At 74.2% G+C, this 13,804-nt stretch carries 13 protein-coding genes; 9 read left to right on the forward strand and 4 right to left on the reverse strand.

Annotated elements, in window-relative coordinates; all coding sequences use genetic code 11:
- Nucleotides 1–93: 93 nt before the first annotated feature.
- Nucleotides 94–1,686 (forward strand): MFS transporter, encoded by a 1,593-nt coding sequence (locus NT8_RS00725; protein WP_067962796.1) that lies wholly within the window; start codon nt 94–96, stop codon nt 1,684–1,686.
- 111 nt (nt 1,687–1,797) lie between these two features.
- Here NT8_RS00725 and NT8_RS31135 read toward each other — a convergent pair whose 3' ends face one another.
- Nucleotides 1,798–2,406: a DedA family protein gene (locus NT8_RS31135; protein WP_067962798.1), complete on the reverse strand. Its 609-nt coding sequence runs from the start codon at nt 2,404–2,406 to the stop codon at nt 1,798–1,800.
- A gap of 351 nt (nt 2,407–2,757) precedes the next feature.
- Between NT8_RS31135 and NT8_RS00735 the strand changes: the two genes are divergently transcribed.
- The 7 genes from NT8_RS00735 (at nt 2,758) to NT8_RS00765 (ending at nt 10,610) form a co-directional block, all read left to right on the forward strand.
- Nucleotides 2,758–3,570, forward strand: coding sequence for an AfsR/SARP family transcriptional regulator (locus NT8_RS00735; protein WP_169805172.1), 813 nt, complete (start codon nt 2,758–2,760; stop codon nt 3,568–3,570).
- A 188-nt stretch (nt 3,571–3,758) separates the two neighbouring features.
- Entirely contained in the window at nt 3,759–4,115 is a 357-nt protein-coding gene (locus NT8_RS00740) for a DurN family substrate-assisted peptide maturase (RefSeq protein ID WP_067962804.1), read from the forward strand.
- A gap of 35 nt (nt 4,116–4,150) precedes the next feature.
- Nucleotides 4,151–4,390 carry a cinnamycin family lantibiotic gene (locus tag NT8_RS00745; protein ID WP_067962807.1) on the forward strand — a complete coding sequence of 80 codons (240 nt, stop codon included), beginning with the start codon at nt 4,151–4,153 and terminating at the stop codon, nt 4,388–4,390.
- A gap of 107 nt (nt 4,391–4,497) precedes the next feature.
- Nucleotides 4,498–7,713 carry a type 2 lanthipeptide synthetase LanM family protein gene (locus tag NT8_RS00750; RefSeq protein ID WP_067962808.1) on the forward strand — a complete coding sequence of 1,072 codons (3,216 nt, stop codon included), beginning with the start codon at nt 4,498–4,500 and terminating at the stop codon, nt 7,711–7,713.
- A gap of 4 nt (nt 7,714–7,717) precedes the next feature.
- Nucleotides 7,718–8,632 carry a Nif11-like leader peptide family natural product precursor gene (locus NT8_RS00755; protein ID WP_067962810.1) on the forward strand — a complete coding sequence of 305 codons (915 nt, stop codon included), beginning with the start codon at nt 7,718–7,720 and terminating at the stop codon, nt 8,630–8,632.
- A 53-nt stretch (nt 8,633–8,685) separates the two neighbouring features.
- The gene (locus NT8_RS00760) at nt 8,686–9,702 is read left to right on the forward strand and encodes an ABC transporter ATP-binding protein (protein WP_084468536.1); all 1,017 of its coding nucleotides are present in this window, start codon (nt 8,686–8,688) and stop codon (nt 9,700–9,702) included.
- Entirely contained in the window at nt 9,699–10,610 is a 912-nt protein-coding gene (locus NT8_RS00765) for an ABC transporter permease (protein ID WP_084468537.1), read from the forward strand. Before NT8_RS00760 ends, NT8_RS00765 begins: the two co-directional genes overlap by 4 nt.
- 25 nt (nt 10,611–10,635) lie before the next feature.
- Here NT8_RS00765 and NT8_RS00770 read toward each other — a convergent pair whose 3' ends face one another.
- The 3 genes from NT8_RS00770 to NT8_RS00780 form a co-directional block, all read right to left on the reverse strand.
- Nucleotides 10,636–12,120: a PTS ascorbate transporter subunit IIC gene (locus tag NT8_RS00770; protein WP_245645981.1), complete on the reverse strand. Its 1,485-nt coding sequence runs from the start codon at nt 12,118–12,120 to the stop codon at nt 10,636–10,638.
- An 80-nt stretch (nt 12,121–12,200) separates the two neighbouring features.
- Nucleotides 12,201–12,473, reverse strand: coding sequence for a PTS sugar transporter subunit IIB (locus NT8_RS00775; protein ID WP_067962816.1), 273 nt, complete (start codon nt 12,471–12,473; stop codon nt 12,201–12,203).
- Entirely contained in the window at nt 12,470–12,940 is a 471-nt protein-coding gene (locus NT8_RS00780; RefSeq protein ID WP_067962820.1) for a PTS sugar transporter subunit IIA, read from the reverse strand. Before NT8_RS00780 ends, NT8_RS00775 begins: the two co-directional genes overlap by 4 nt.
- Nucleotides 12,941–13,117: 177 nt before the next feature.
- Here NT8_RS00780 and NT8_RS00785 point away from each other — a divergent pair, with 177 nt between their 5' ends.
- Nucleotides 13,118–13,804 (forward strand): HAD family hydrolase, encoded by a 687-nt coding sequence (locus NT8_RS00785; RefSeq protein ID WP_067962823.1) that lies wholly within the window; start codon nt 13,118–13,120, stop codon nt 13,802–13,804.

The following is a 13,804-nucleotide window of genomic DNA, read 5'->3' on the forward strand; positions in this document are numbered from 1 at the left end:
TTGCCGTTTGTCAGCGGCTGTCATTACTGTGGACGCGGCCACGCCGGGCGGGTGCGGCCGCCACCCGAACGGAGCAGGGGAACCCACATGACAATGACCAGTACCATCCCGGCCGCCGCCGCGCCGGCGCCACCGGCCCCGCGCTTCCGCGGCGGCCCCTGGGCCACCCTGGTGGCCATCGCCTTCGGCGTCATGATGGTCGCCCTCGACGGCACCATCGTCGCCGTCGCCAACCCGGCCATCGGCGCCGACCTGGACGCGTCGCTCGCCCAGCTCCAGTGGGTCACCCACGGCTACCTGCTCGGCCTCGCGGTCTTCCTCATCACCGCGGGCAAGCTCGGCGACCGGTTCGGCCACCGCCGCGTCTACCTCATCGGCATCGTCGGCTTCACCGCCACCTCGGTCGCCATCACCCTCGCCGCGACCGTGCCCGCGCTCGTCGGCCTGCGCATCCTCCAGGGCGTCTTCGGGGCCACCATCGCCCCGGCCGCCATGGGGCTGCTCCGCTCGAACTTCCCGCCGCACATGCTCGGCCGCGCCTTCGGCGTGTTCGGCAGCCTGCTCGGCGGGGCCATGGCGGCGGGCCCCATCCTCGGCGGCGTCCTCGTCACCGCGTTCGGCTGGCACTCGGCGTTCCTCATCAACCTGCCGGTCGGCGCCGTCGCCGTGGCCTCCGCGCTCTGGCTCATCGGCCCCAACCGCCCCACCGACCCCGGGTCGCGGTTCGACCTCGTCGGCATGGTCCTGCTGAGCACCGCCATGTTCGCCCTGGTGTGGTCGCTCGTCGAGGGCCCCGTCGCGGGGTGGACCCACCCCGAGACCCTGGGCGTCCTGGTGGCCGCGCTGGTGGTCGGCGCCGGGTTCGTGTTCTGGGAGCTGCGCGTGGCCGACCCGCTGCTCCCCATGAGCATCTTCCGCCGCGCGCCCATCTCCATCGGCACCGTCCTCATGGTGCTCACGGCCCTCGGCCTCATGGGCTCGCTGTTCTTCGTCACCTTCTACCTCCAGGGGGTGCGCGGCCTCAGCCCCATGCAGACCGGCCTCCAGCTGCTCCCGCTCACCCTCGTCATGGGCGTCGCGGGCACCCCGGTCGGGCGCCTCATGGACCGGTACGGCACCCGGGTCCCGACCGTCGCCGGACTGCTCTTCGCCGCAGCGGGCATGTTCATGCTCTCCCGGCTCACCTTCGACACCGGGCTGGTCTGGACCTCCACCGCGTTCCTGCTCCTCGGCATCGGGCTCAGCCTGGTCATGACCGGCGCCACGGCCGCCATCATCACCAGCGCGCCCATGTCCCTGGCCGGCGTCGCCTCGGGCATGCAGCAGGCCGCCATGCAGCTCGGCGGCTCCCTGGGCACCGCCATCCTCGGCGCCGTGCTGTCGCTGACCATCGTCGGCGCGGTCCCCGGCCACTACGCCGACGCCGGGCTCGACCGGCCCACCGCCGCCGAGGCCGCCGCCATGCAGAGCACCATCTCCCAGGGCGGGGCGGTCGTCCCCGAGGGCGCCACCGAGCAGGTCGCCGCCGCCGTCACCCGCGCCAGCAACCTCGCCTTCATCGACGGGCTGCACCTGGCGTTCGGCATCTCCGCCGCCGTCATGGTCGCCGCCGCCGTGCTCGCGTCCTTCATGAAGCCCGCGCCGCGCACCGGCGAGGGCTCCGGCGAACCGGTCGTCCACATCTGAGCCGGGCGGTGCCCGCCGCGCAGCGGGCACCGCGCCGAGGCCGGCGCCGCCCCGGGCGGGGGCCCGCCGCGCTGTTCCAGGGCCGGCGGCTCCGCACGCCGGGCGTCGCCGTCAGGCGGGGGAGCGCCGTGCCCGGGCGCGCCGCCGCACCGCCACCACCGCGCCGGCCGCGGCGGCCAGGCCCGCCGCCAGCGCGGCCGCCGCGGCCGCCGACCCCGCGGCCGTGACCCCCGCCAGGGCGCCCGCGCCCACCTCCAGCACCGCCCAGCCCGCCGCCCCCAGCAGCGCGCCCGGCGCGACGTCGCGGTACCGCCGGCCGCCGAGGCCCACCACATGGGGCGTCAGCGTCCGGACGAACGGGATGAACCGGCCCACCAGCATCGCCCACGCGCCGTAGCGGGCCGCCAGCGCCTCGGCGCGCCGCCAGTGCCGGACCGCCGCCGGGCGGGCCGCCGCGCCGCGCCGCAGGCGCGGGCCCAGCGCCCGCGCGGTGTGGAACCCGATGGCGTCTCCCGCGGCGGCGGCCGCGGCGGCGGTCAGCAGCACACCGGGCAGCCACAGCGTGCCGGCGGCGGCCAGGTACCCGGCCGTCAGCAGCAGGGCGAGGCTCGGGACCACCACCCCCGGCAGCACCGCGGTCTCGGCCGCGACCAGCAGCGCGAGAACGGGGTACACGGCGGCCGGCGGGAGCCCCGCCAGGACCTCCGCGGGCGATGTCACCTGCGGCCTCCCCCCGGCGGCCGCGCCCCGCGCGCGGCCGTGTCCGTCCGCCGCCGATCCTAGCCCCGGCCGCCCCGCCGCCTCCGCCGCCGCACCGCGCGGGCGGTGCGCCCGCGCGCGGCCGCGGAAGGGAGGTTTCCGCCATTCCCGGGTGAATGCGCAACAGGCCGCCGGGAAATTGCTCCGTGATGACGCAGCGGAAAACTCGCGGACGCTTTCGGCGGTTAGGATTCGCCTGCGGCCACGGGCCGCCGGGCGTCGTTCGCCCCGCGTTCCGGATGTCGCCGCGTCAATTCCACGGAGTCCCCGCCGTTCCGGCGGGGGAAAGGAGTGGAGACCATGCCTCACCGGGTGGAATTCCGTGTTCTCGGCCCATTGGAGGTGACCGCCGACGCCCGGCCGGTGCGGGTCCCCGCGGGGAAGCAGCGCGTGCTGCTGGCCGCGCTGCTCCTCGCACCCAACACCGTGGTGGCGATGGACGACCTGGTCGGCCTGCTGTGGGACGACGGGCAGCCGGACAACCCGCGGGCGGCCCTCTACACCTGCCTCACCCGCCTGCGCACCGCGCTCGGCCGCCACGAGAAGGGGACGGCCGCCCGGTTGCGCACCACGGCGGCCGGCTACCTGTTCGAGGCCGACCCCGACACCCTCGACCTGCTGCGTTTCCGCGCGCTCGTCGCCACAGCGGGGGTGGCGGCGCGGCGCGGCGACACCGCCGCCGAGTCCGCCGCGCTCACGCAGGCGCTGTCGCTGTGGCGCGGACCCATGCTCCGCGACGTGCGCTCGGCCACCCTGCACCGCGACGTCGTCCCGCGCATCGACGAGGAGTGCCTGCGGGTGCGCGAGCGCTGCCACGAGATCGGCCTGGCCCGCGGCCGCCACGACGAGCTGGTCGGCGAGCTGCGGTCCCTGGTGCGCCGGTACCCGTTCCACGAGCGGTTCTGGCACCAGCTCATCGTCTGCCTGTACCGCTGCGGGCGGCGCGTGGAGGCGCTGGAGGCGTTCGGCGAGATCCGCGGCCGGCTCCGCGAGGAGATGGGCATGGACCCGGGCGAGCAGCTCCGCGAACTGCACGTGGCCATCCTGCGCGGTGACCCGGGACTCCAGACATGCGGCGTCGGAGGCGTTAATTCCGGACGTCACGGACATTCGGCTGCTTCGTAGAGATAACCGCGATGTCTGGAATTCCGGCTTATACGCGAACGGAGGGGCCCGCGTTTTCCTGCAAGTCGCAAGAAAGGCGAGTGAAAGGATCGGCCGCTTATATTTGCCTTGCACGCACCGAGGCAATGGGTAAACGCGGGGCCGGCCCGACACCGGGTGCCCCCGTGATTACAGGAGGAAGGCCGCCGATGGACGTCAAGCCCCCCACTATCTACGAGGGCGTCCACACGATCCGCCAGGTGCAGAACCTGATGGTCCTGTGCTCCCTGCTCCCTCCCGACGGAAAGCTCGCCGAGGCCCTGCGCCTCGCCCTCGACCTCCACGAGGAACCCCTGCTCGCACGGACCGAGCCCATGACGGACCTCCACCCCCACGCCGTCAAGACGTGGCTCGAAACCTTCTGGGACCGGGACGCCCTGTCCCCCGAGGCGAAGGAGTTGGTCGACTGGCAGAGCCATAGCCGGAACATGAGCGCCGCCATCCACGAGCTCACCAACGTGCAGCAGCAGATCGGCGTCAACCTGACCGCCGAGCAGACCGCGTGACCCACATCATCGCAGCACCACACAGGAGGAATGCCATGTCCACCACCATGACCCTGCAGCAGGCCGTCGTCGACGCCGACTTCCGCAGCGCCGTCCTCGCCGACCCCGCCGCGTTCGGGCTCTCCGCCGCCACGCTGCCGCCGGCGGTCGAGCAGCAGGACGCGGACGCCTTCGAGGCCATCACCGAGGGCATCGTGGCCAGCGAGGTCTACGCCTGCGAGTCCACCTGCAGCTTCGGCCCGTTCACCTTCGTCTGCGACGGCACCAGCAAGTAGTCGCGGTACGCGCGGCGGCACCGCCCGCCGCGCCGCACCGGCGGCGGCCCCATCCGGGCCGCCGCCCCCGCCCCTCTGCCACCCCTACCGGAGGAGCCCTCCCGCCCATGGGCAACCCCTACCCCGTCGACATCGCGGCCGGCGCCAGCAACCTCGCCGAGCGCACGCGCGTGGCCGACACCCTCGGCCCGCCACCGGCGGACGCCCCGGCGCTCGACCCCGTCGACGCCTGGAAGGTCGACCACCTCGCGGGCCGGCTCGCCCTGAAGTTCGCCCGCGCGTCGGTCAACGGCTCCGTCCCCGACCGGCACACCAAGGCCGATCTCACCCGGCTCCTCACCGACTACCGCCGGCACGAACTCGCCCTCGGCGCCGCCCCCGACCCCGGATCGCCCGCCGCGCGGCTGCTCACCGACCTCCACCGCGACTGGCTCCCCACCTACCGCTCCGCGCTCGACCGCTTCGGCGCCGGCCCCGCCGAACCCGACGCCGACTGGCGGCACCGCGACACCTACTACGGCCGGCTCGCCAAGGCGTGCGAACCCTTCCTGCTCGAACTCGGCCGGCTGCTGCGCGAACCCCCCGCCCCCCACCCCGGCCTCATCGGCCCCGGCATCGTCCGCGATTTCCAGCACCACCTCCTCGACCGGTTCGAACTCGCGCTCGCCTGGGCGGTCGAGGCCGACGCCAAGGTCCACTGCACCCTCGCCGGCATCGACCCCGCGCGCGCCTCCCGCGACGACTACCTCCACTACCTCGACACCACCTTCGGCGACACCGCCGCCTACCACGCCTTCTACCGCCGCTTCCCCGTCCTCGGCCGCTGGCTCGCGCACGTCACCCGGCTCCTCGCCGACTACGGCCGCGACCTCACCACCCACCTCGCCGCCGACGCCGACGACCTCGCCGACGCGTTCTTCGACCGCCCCATCACCCGGTTCCGCACCGCGCGCATGGGCCGCTCCGACCACCACGCCGGCGCCCGCAGCGTCGTCTTCGTCGACGTCGACCTCGCCGGCGGCGGCACCGGCACCGTCGTGTACAAGCCCCGGTGCATCGCCGCCGAATCCGCCATGCAGGACCTGCTGCGGGTGCTCGCCGACGACGGCGTCGTCGACTTCGCCGCCCGCGGCCTGCTGCCCCGCGACGGCTACGGGTACGAGGCCCTCATCCCCACCGGGCGCAACCGCGTCCGCACCCCCGACCAGGCCGCCCGGGTCTACCGCCAGCTCGGCGGCTTCCTCGGCGTCTTCTACGTCCTCGGCGGCGGCGACCTCCACTTCGAGAACGTCATGATCGCCGACGGCGACGCCCACATCTGCGACTGCGAGACCGTGCTCGGCGTCCGCCCCAAGGGACAGGGCGGCCGCGCCGACACCCTCATGGACTCCGTGTTCGGCACCGGCCTGCTCGAATGGCCCGACCCCCGGGTCCGCGACGGCGGCGACTCCGCGGCCATGCGCATCAGCGGCTACGCCGGCGGCACCAGCTACGAGATCCCCATGCCGGTCCCCAGCCTCAGCGCCGACCGCCTCAGCTTCCGCAGCTCCGTCGCCCACCGCACCGGCGTCACGGTCCGCCCCGACGCCGCCAACCGGGTCTTCCTCGGCGACACCCTGGTCCAGCCGGCCGACCACGCCGACGCGATCGCCGACGGCTTCTCCCGCGTCTACGCGTGGTTCCGCCGCCCCGGCGCGGACCGCCGCGTCGCCGCCCTGTTCGCCGACGCCTCCATCCGGTTTATCAACCGCGGCACCCAGGTCTACGCCCAGTCGCTGATGTCGGCCCGCCACCCCAAGGCCCTCGCCGACCCCCTTGAGGTCGATCTGCTCACCAGCGTGGTCCGCGCCTCCCCGCGCGCCTGGGACGACACCGGCGTCCTCGCCGAACGCGAACTCGACTCCCTGTGGCGCATGGACGTCCCCCTGTTCACCGTCCGCGCCGGAAGCCGCGACCTCGTCCACGACCACCGCACGGCCGTCCCCGGCCACCTCGAACTCTCCCCGCTGGAGCACGTGGCCGACCGCATCGCCCACCTCTCCGACGCCAACCACACCCGGCAGCACCACTACATCTCCGCCAGCCTCTCCACCGGCGAGATCACCAGCCCCGCGTTCGTGGCCGCCTGCCTCGACAAGGCCGCCCAGATCGGCCAGCGCCTCTGCGACACCCAGCGCGAGGCCGGGGCGTCCGCGCCGTGGACCTCCTACGACCTCACCGAGGGGCGTGCGGCCACCGCCGACGTCGAGGGCGACCTCTACCTCGGCTCCGCCGGCATCGCGTTCTTCCTCGCCTACCTCGACTCCCTCGTGCCGCGCCCCGAGTTCCGCGCCGCCGCCGAACGCGCCGCAGCGCACGCCATCGCCGCCTGCGACACCAGCCGCATCGGCGCCTTCCAGGGCATCGGCGGGCTCATCTACCTCCTCACCCACCTGCACGCCCTCTGGGGCGACTCCGCGCTGCTCGACCGCGCCGTCCGGCTCAGCCGCGGCCTACCCGACCGCATCGACACCGACACCCGGCTCGACGTCCTCGGCGGGTCCGCCGGGCTCGTCCCGGTCCTCCTCGGCCTGGCGGGGGCCACCGACGGCCACGGCCTCGACTCCGCCCGAAGGTGCGCCGACCGCCTGCTCGCCACCGCCCGGCCCGACGGCGACGCGCTCGTCTGGCCGCCCTCCCCGCCGGGCGCCAACGACGTGCCGCTCACCGGGTTCACCCACGGCACCGCCGGCTTCGGCTGGGCGCTCATCACGCTCGGCGCGTTCCTCGACCTCCCCGAGCACATCGACGCCGGCCGCCGCGCGTTCGCCTACGAGGCCCGCCACTTCGACCACGTCGACCAGGACTGGTACGACCTCCGGACCTCCTCCGGCGGGGTCGCCAGCAACGGCCGCCACTACGCCAACGCCTGGTGCAACGGCGCCGCGGGCATCGGGCTCAGCCGCATCACCGCCTGGGACGCCCTCGGCCGCGACGACGACACCCTCCTGCGCGAGGCCCGCCAGGCCCTCGCCGCCACCACCCGCAACTTCCCCAAGCTGCGCAACGACACCCTCTGCCACGGCCGCTCCGGCAACGCCGAACTCCTCCTCCGGTTCAGCGAACTCCGCGACGAGCCCGCCTTCCGCATGGAGGCCAACGTCCAGGCGCAGAACCAGTGGCGCGACCTCGTCGTCGGCGAGGGCGGCGCCACCGGCTTCTTCCCCGGGCTCATGCTCGGCTTCACCGGCGCCGGCCTGCACATGCTCCGCCTGGCCGCACCCGACCGCGTCCCCTCCGTCCTGCTCCTCGACCCGCCGGCCTCCGCCACCACGAAGGGCTGACCCCATGTCGATCGAATCCTGCACGGAGTTCCTGCACACCGTGCACGCCTCCCAGGACCTCATGCGCACCCTCCGCGCCATGACCGGCCCCAAGGAGATCATCGCGCTCGGCCGCCGGCACGGGTACCACTTCCAGGTGGCCGACCTCGCCACCGCGTCGCGCACCTTCCCCACGCCCGCGCCCACCGCCGCGCCCGCACCGCCGGCCCCCGCGGCGCCACCCGCCGACGACGGCTCCGGGTTCCTCCACCACGAGTACGACATCGCCGACATCCCCGGTTTCGACGCGGTGCTCCACCAGCTCCCGCGGCTCAAGGCCACCCCGTCCACCGTCGACCTCGCCGCCTTCGCCGAGCGCTACCGCGACGACGACGCCCGCTCCACCGACCTCGCCCCCACCAGCGACGACTTCCGCCGCTGGCAGGCCGAGGTCCGCCGCGCCGACCGCGCCGACCCCGGCAGCGGCACCCGCCGCGGCTTCCACCTGGTCAACCTGGACGAACACGTCGACCACCCCGGCTACGGCGACTACCTTGACGCCAAGAGCGCCACCGTCGCCGCGCTGGAGTCCGCCTTCGGCACCGAGGTCCGCTTCTCCGGCTCCATGTGGTATCCGCCGTCCAGCTACCGGCTGTGGCACACCAACGAGACCCAGCCCGGGTGGCGCATGTACCTCATCGACTTCGACGCCCCCTTCGACGACCCCGGCCACACCTCGTTCTTCCGGTACCAGAACCCCGCCACCGGTGAGCTCGTCACCCTGGGCGAACGCCCCCGCATCGCCCGCTTCTTCAAGATCGAGCAGGACCCCGACCGCCTGCTGTGGCACTGCATCGTCAACCGCACCGAGCGCCACCGGTGGAGCTTCGGGTTCGCCGTCCCCGACGACTGGCGCGAACGCCTCGGCCTGCCCGCCTGACCCCGCCGGGGCGGCCGCCCGCGCCGCCCCGCCACCGAAGGGACACCCACCCCGTGCTCCGCACCCGTCGCAGCCCCGGCCGCGCGGTCGCGCCCCCGTCGGCGGACGGCCCGCCCGCCATCCACGCCGACGGCGTCCGCAAGACCTACCCCGGCGGGGTCGAGGCCGTCCGCGGGCTCGACCTCACCGTGGGCCAGGGCGAGATGTTCGGCTTCCTCGGCCCCAACGGCTGCGGCAAGACCACCACCATCGCCATGATGTGCACGCTGGCGCGGCCGACGGCGGGCCGCATCGCCATCGCCGGCCACGACACCCGCACCGCGCCCGGCCTGGTCCGTCGCCACATCGGCCTGGTGTTCCAGGAGTCCACCCTCGACCACGACCTCACCGCCGACGAGAACCTCCGGTTCCACGCCGACCTCTACGCGCTGCCGCGCGCCGCGGTACCCGCCCGCGTCGACGCCGTCCTCGGCCTCGTCGGCCTCGGCGACCGCCGCCACCACTACGTGCGCACCTTCTCCGGCGGTATGCGCCGCCGGCTGGAGATCGCCCGCGGCCTCATGCACGGCCCCCGGGTGCTGTTCCTGGACGAACCCACCCTCGGGCTCGACCCCCAGGCCCGCGCCGACCTCTGGCGCCACCTCGGCGAGGTCCGCCGGGCCGAGTCCACCACCCTGTTCGTCACCACGCACTACCTGGACGAAGCCGAGCAGTGCGACCGCATCGCCATCATCGACCACGGCCGGATCGTCGCGCGGGGCACCCCGGCCGAACTCAAGTCGGTGATCGGCACCGACCGGATCGACCTCCGCACCGGCGACGACCCCGCGGCCGCCCGCGGGCTGCGCGACCGGTTCGGGCTCACCTCCACCGTCGGCGACCACGGCGTGACCGTCCGCGCCGCCGACGGCGCGCGGCTGGTGCCGCGGCTCTGCGCGGGGCTCGACGTCCCCGTCTTCTCCGTCACCGTCACCCGGCCCACCCTCGACGACGTCTTCCTCCACCACACCGGGCACCGCATCCGGCCCGCCGACCCCGCGTCCACCACCACCCCGGGAGGTCCCGCATGACCGGCACCGCACCGGTGGCCGCCACCCCCGGCCGCGGCCCGGCGGCGGGCACGACCGCACGTCCGCCCGGGCCCGCCGCCGGCCCGGGCGGGCCCCTCGCCGAACTCCGCGCCGCCCGCATGGTGTGGCGGCGCGAGATGCTGCACTTCCTGCGCGACCCCGTCCGCACGGCGGTGTCGCTGCTCCAGCCGATGGTGTTCCTGTTCATCCTCGGGGTGGGCCTGTCCCGCATGTACGCGCAGGCGGGCACGGGCGCGGGCGTCGGCGGCTACCTGGTGTTCCTGTTCCCCGGGGTGCTCGTCATGGCGGTGCAGGCCCCGGCCGTCTCGGTGGGGGCGTCCATCGTCTGGGACCGGCAGAGCGGGTTCCTGCGCGAGATGCTCGTCGCCCCGGTCCGCCGCTCCACCCTGCTGCTGGCCAAGTGCCTGGGCGGTGCCACCGTCGCCACCTGCACCGGCCTCGTCGTGCTCGCCTGCTGCGGGCTCGTCGGCATCCCCTACCGGCCCGACCTCGTCCTGCTGCTGCTGGTGCAGTCCGGGCTCACCGCCCTCGTCATGACCTCGATCGCCGCGCTCGTGGCGTGCACCATCCGCCGCCTGCAGACCTTCAACACCGTGCTGACCGTGCTGATGACCCCGGTGCTGTTCCTGTCCGGCGCCATGTTCCCGGTCAGCGCCATGCCCGCCTGGATGGCGCCCGCCGCCCTGGCCAACCCGCTCACCTACGCCGTCGACGCCATGCGCCGCACGATCGGCGCGCGGCTGCCGCAGGGCCAGGCCGAGGCGCTCGCCCAGCCGGTGGCGTGGGGCGGGTGGCACCCGACCGTGGCCGTCGAGATCGGCCTGGTGGCCGGGTTCTGCGTGGCCGCCCTGGCGCTGTCGGTGCGCAGATTCGCGCGGATCGAGTGATCCGGCCCCCGGCCGCCGCGCCGGCTCAGGCCCCGCGGCGGGGCGGCCGGCCCTCGCCCGCCGTGGCCGCGGTACGCCGGGCGCCGGGGTCCCACCCGGTGTCCACCAGCCGCTTCTGCACCACGATCGCCCCCACCAGCAGCACCGCCGCCACCGCCAGGGACACCACCACGCCCACCACGTCGCCGCCGCGGAACCCGTAGCCCACCGCCATCCCGAACCAGCCGAAGTCGGCGTCGCCGAACGTGGTGTTTGCGTTCCCGAACGTGCCCAGCACGCCCAGCAGGAACGCCGGCAGCAGGGTGATGATCACGCCGTTGACGAACGCCCCGAGCACCGCGCCGCGCCGCCCGCCCGTGGCGTTGCCGTACACCCCGGCGGCGCCGCCCGTGAAGAAGTGCGGCACCAGGCCGGGCAGGATGAGCGCCAGCCCCAGCACCGGGTTGAGCCACACCGCCATGACCGCCAGGGTGGCCAGCCCGCCGACGAAGCTGGAGATGAACCCCACGAGCACGGCGTTCTGCGCGAACGGGAACACGATCGGGGCGTCCAGGGCGGGTACCGCCCCGGGCACGATGCGCTCGGCGATCCCCTGGAACGCCGGCACCAGCTCGCCGAGGATGGTCCGCACCCCGTACAGGATCACCGCCACGCCGATCCCGAACTGGAGGCCCTGCATGACCGACTGCATCACGAAGTGGCCCACGGTGGGCTCCACGCCCTCGGGCGGGGGGAACATCTCCAGGGCGGCGGCGGTGCCCAGACGCGCCCAGTAGAGCAGGGCCACGGCCACATAGACCAGCACCATCGACAGCGCGGTGGCCACCATGGAGTCGCGGAGGAACCGCAGGCCCTCGGGCAGCTTCATGTCCTCGGTGCTGCGGCTGGTGCGGCCCACCACCTGCCCGGTCACCCCGGCCGCGATGTAGCCCAGCGTCCCGAAGTGGCCGATGGCGATCTTGCCGTCCCCGCCCACCCGCCGGGTCCACGGCTGGGCCAGGGCGGGCAGCGCAACCATGACCACCGCCAGCAGGACCGCGCCGAGCGCGACCTTCGCCAGGGTGGGCAGTTCGGTGGTCGCCAGCACCATGGTGAGCAGGGTGGCCATGAACAGCGTGTGGTGGCCGGTGAGGAACACGTAGTGCAGCGGGGTGAACCGGGCGAGCAGGAGGCTGAGCACGAACCCGGCGATCATGATCCACGCCACCTGGGCGCCGAACCGCTCCTGGGCGATCGCGACGATCGCCTCGTTGGTCGGCACCACCCCTTGGGCGCCGGCGGCGCCCTGGATCATCACGCCCAGCGGGTCGAGCGCGGCCACCACGATCGCGGCTCCGGCGCCGATCAGCAGGAACCCGAGGACGGCCTTGATCCCGCCGCCGATGATCTGCCCGACCGACCTGCGCAGTGCGATGAGCCCGGCTGCGGTGATCAGGCCGACCATGTAGGCGGGGACGCTCAGCAGCTCGTTGACCACGAACTGGGCGACCGCGACGATCCACTCCATCATCTGCTCCTTGGTCGGGGCTCGCGGGGCGCGCGGGCGGGGTCGGGGAGGAGCGTGCGCCGCCGGCCGGGGCCGGCGCCGGGTCAGCCGACGGCGGCGCCGAGCTTCTCGCGGACCTCGTCGCCGTCGATGAAGTTGTCGATGACCACCACGGGCACCCCGATGTCGCCGAGTTCGGCGGCGAGTTCGCCCGAGGTCAGGACGACGTCGGCGGTGGCGGCGGCGCCGCGGGCGGTGCCGATGTCGGCCACCTCCACGTCGGCGTCCAGCCCGAGGTCCTGGGCGGCGCGTTCGGCGTTGCTCTTCAGCAGGACGCTGGTGCCGATTCCCATGCCGCACACGGCGAGGATCTTCATTCCTGGCTCGTCTCGTACTCGGTGATGATGGCGTGGATGCGTCGGGCGTCGGGGGCGGAGGTCAGCGCCTCCAGCCGGGTGGGGTCGGCGAGCATGCGGGCCAGCCGCGACAGGGCGGAGGAGTGCCCGTCGTGGTCGACGGCGGCCAGGCCGATCACGAGGTGGACGGGGTCGTTCTGGGCGTGCCCGAACGCGACGGGCGTGGCCAGCCCGGCCCACGACAGCCCCGTGCGCAGCACGTCGGGCGAGGGGCGGGCGTGGGCGAGCGCGAGCCCGGGGGCGATGACGATGTAGGGGCCGTACTCCTCGACCGCGTCCTGCATCTGCCGGACGTAGGGTTCGGTGCTGACCCCGGTCGCGACGAGGAGTTCGCCGGCGGCGCGGATCGCCCCCCGCCAGTCGGGCACCTGGATGCCGGTCACGATCGCCTCGACCGGCAGCAGCCGGGACAGCGATGGTTCCCCCATACGGCGCCCTCCAGACGACGAACCGCGCGCCACGGCCGACGCGCGGGCGTTCTACCACGTTCCCCACGCTATGCCGTGATCGCCCGAATGTAACGTAAGGCGGTCTGCGGTGTCGCGGGCGGATCCGCCCGTTTCGACCGCGGACGGGGTGCGGGACGGAACGGGAGCGGAGCGGCCATGCGGCAGAACCTGATCTTCGACGCGGACGACACGCTGTGGGAGAACAACGTGCTGTTCGAGCGGGCGGTCGAGGGCTACATCGACCACGTCGACCACCCCGCGCTGACGCGGAAGCAGGTGCGCGCGGTGCTGAACGACGTGGAGCGCGAGAACTCCGCGCTGTACGGCTACGGGGCCCGGGTGTTCGAGCGGAGCCTGACCGACGCGCTGGCCCGGCTCCGCCCGGACACCCCCGTGGGGGAGGACGACCGGGCGGTGCTGCGCGGGTTGTGCGCGGCGATCCTCGACAGCGAGGTGGAGCTGATCGCGGGCGCCGCCGAGACCCTGCGGGCGCTGGGGGAGCGGCACCGGCTGTTCCTGCTCACCAAGGGCGACCCCGCCGACCAGCGGCGGAAGATCGACGCCTCCGGGCTGGCCCCGCTGTTCGCCGGGGTGGGGATCGTCCGGGAGAAGGACGCGTCCGCCTACCGCGACTTCACCGCCCGCCACGCGCTGGACCCGGACACCACCTGGATGATCGGCAACTCGGTGCGCTCCGACGTGCGCCCCGCGCTCGACGCCGGTCTGGGCGCGGTCCTGGTGCCGCACCCGCTCACCTGGGCGCTGGAGCGCGCCGACCCGCCGAGCGGCCACCCGCGCTTCCGCGAGGTCGACCCCATCACCCGCCTGACGGCCGTGTTCTGA

Origin of the sequence: Nocardiopsis trehalosi NBRC 14201 (assembly GCF_001552555.1) — a bacterium.
Lineage (GTDB): Bacteria > Actinomycetota > Actinomycetes > Streptosporangiales > Streptosporangiaceae > Nocardiopsis_B > Nocardiopsis_B trehalosi.

Excerpts from the sequence above, each read along its gene's own strand:
- NT8_RS00765 (WP_084468537.1), top strand. The coding sequence starts at position 9,699 with ATGACCGGCACCGCACCGGTGGCCGCCACCCCCGGCCGCGGCCCGGCG.
- NT8_RS00750 (WP_067962808.1), top strand. The coding sequence starts at position 4,498 with ATGGGCAACCCCTACCCCGTCGACATCGCGGCCGGCGCCAGCAACCTC.
- NT8_RS00770 (WP_245645981.1), bottom strand. The coding sequence starts at position 12,120 with ATGATGGAGTGGATCGTCGCGGTCGCCCAGTTCGTGGTCAACGAGCTG.
- NT8_RS00740 (WP_067962804.1), top strand. The coding sequence starts at position 3,759 with ATGGACGTCAAGCCCCCCACTATCTACGAGGGCGTCCACACGATCCGC.
- NT8_RS00755 (WP_067962810.1), top strand. The coding sequence starts at position 7,718 with ATGTCGATCGAATCCTGCACGGAGTTCCTGCACACCGTGCACGCCTCC.
- NT8_RS00725 (WP_067962796.1), top strand. The coding sequence starts at position 94 with ATGACCAGTACCATCCCGGCCGCCGCCGCGCCGGCGCCACCGGCCCCG.
- NT8_RS00780 (WP_067962820.1), bottom strand. The coding sequence starts at position 12,940 with ATGGGGGAACCATCGCTGTCCCGGCTGCTGCCGGTCGAGGCGATCGTG.
- NT8_RS00745 (WP_067962807.1), top strand. The coding sequence starts at position 4,151 with ATGTCCACCACCATGACCCTGCAGCAGGCCGTCGTCGACGCCGACTTC.
- NT8_RS00785 (WP_067962823.1), top strand. The coding sequence starts at position 13,118 with ATGCGGCAGAACCTGATCTTCGACGCGGACGACACGCTGTGGGAGAAC.
- NT8_RS00775 (WP_067962816.1), bottom strand. The coding sequence starts at position 12,473 with ATGAAGATCCTCGCCGTGTGCGGCATGGGAATCGGCACCAGCGTCCTG.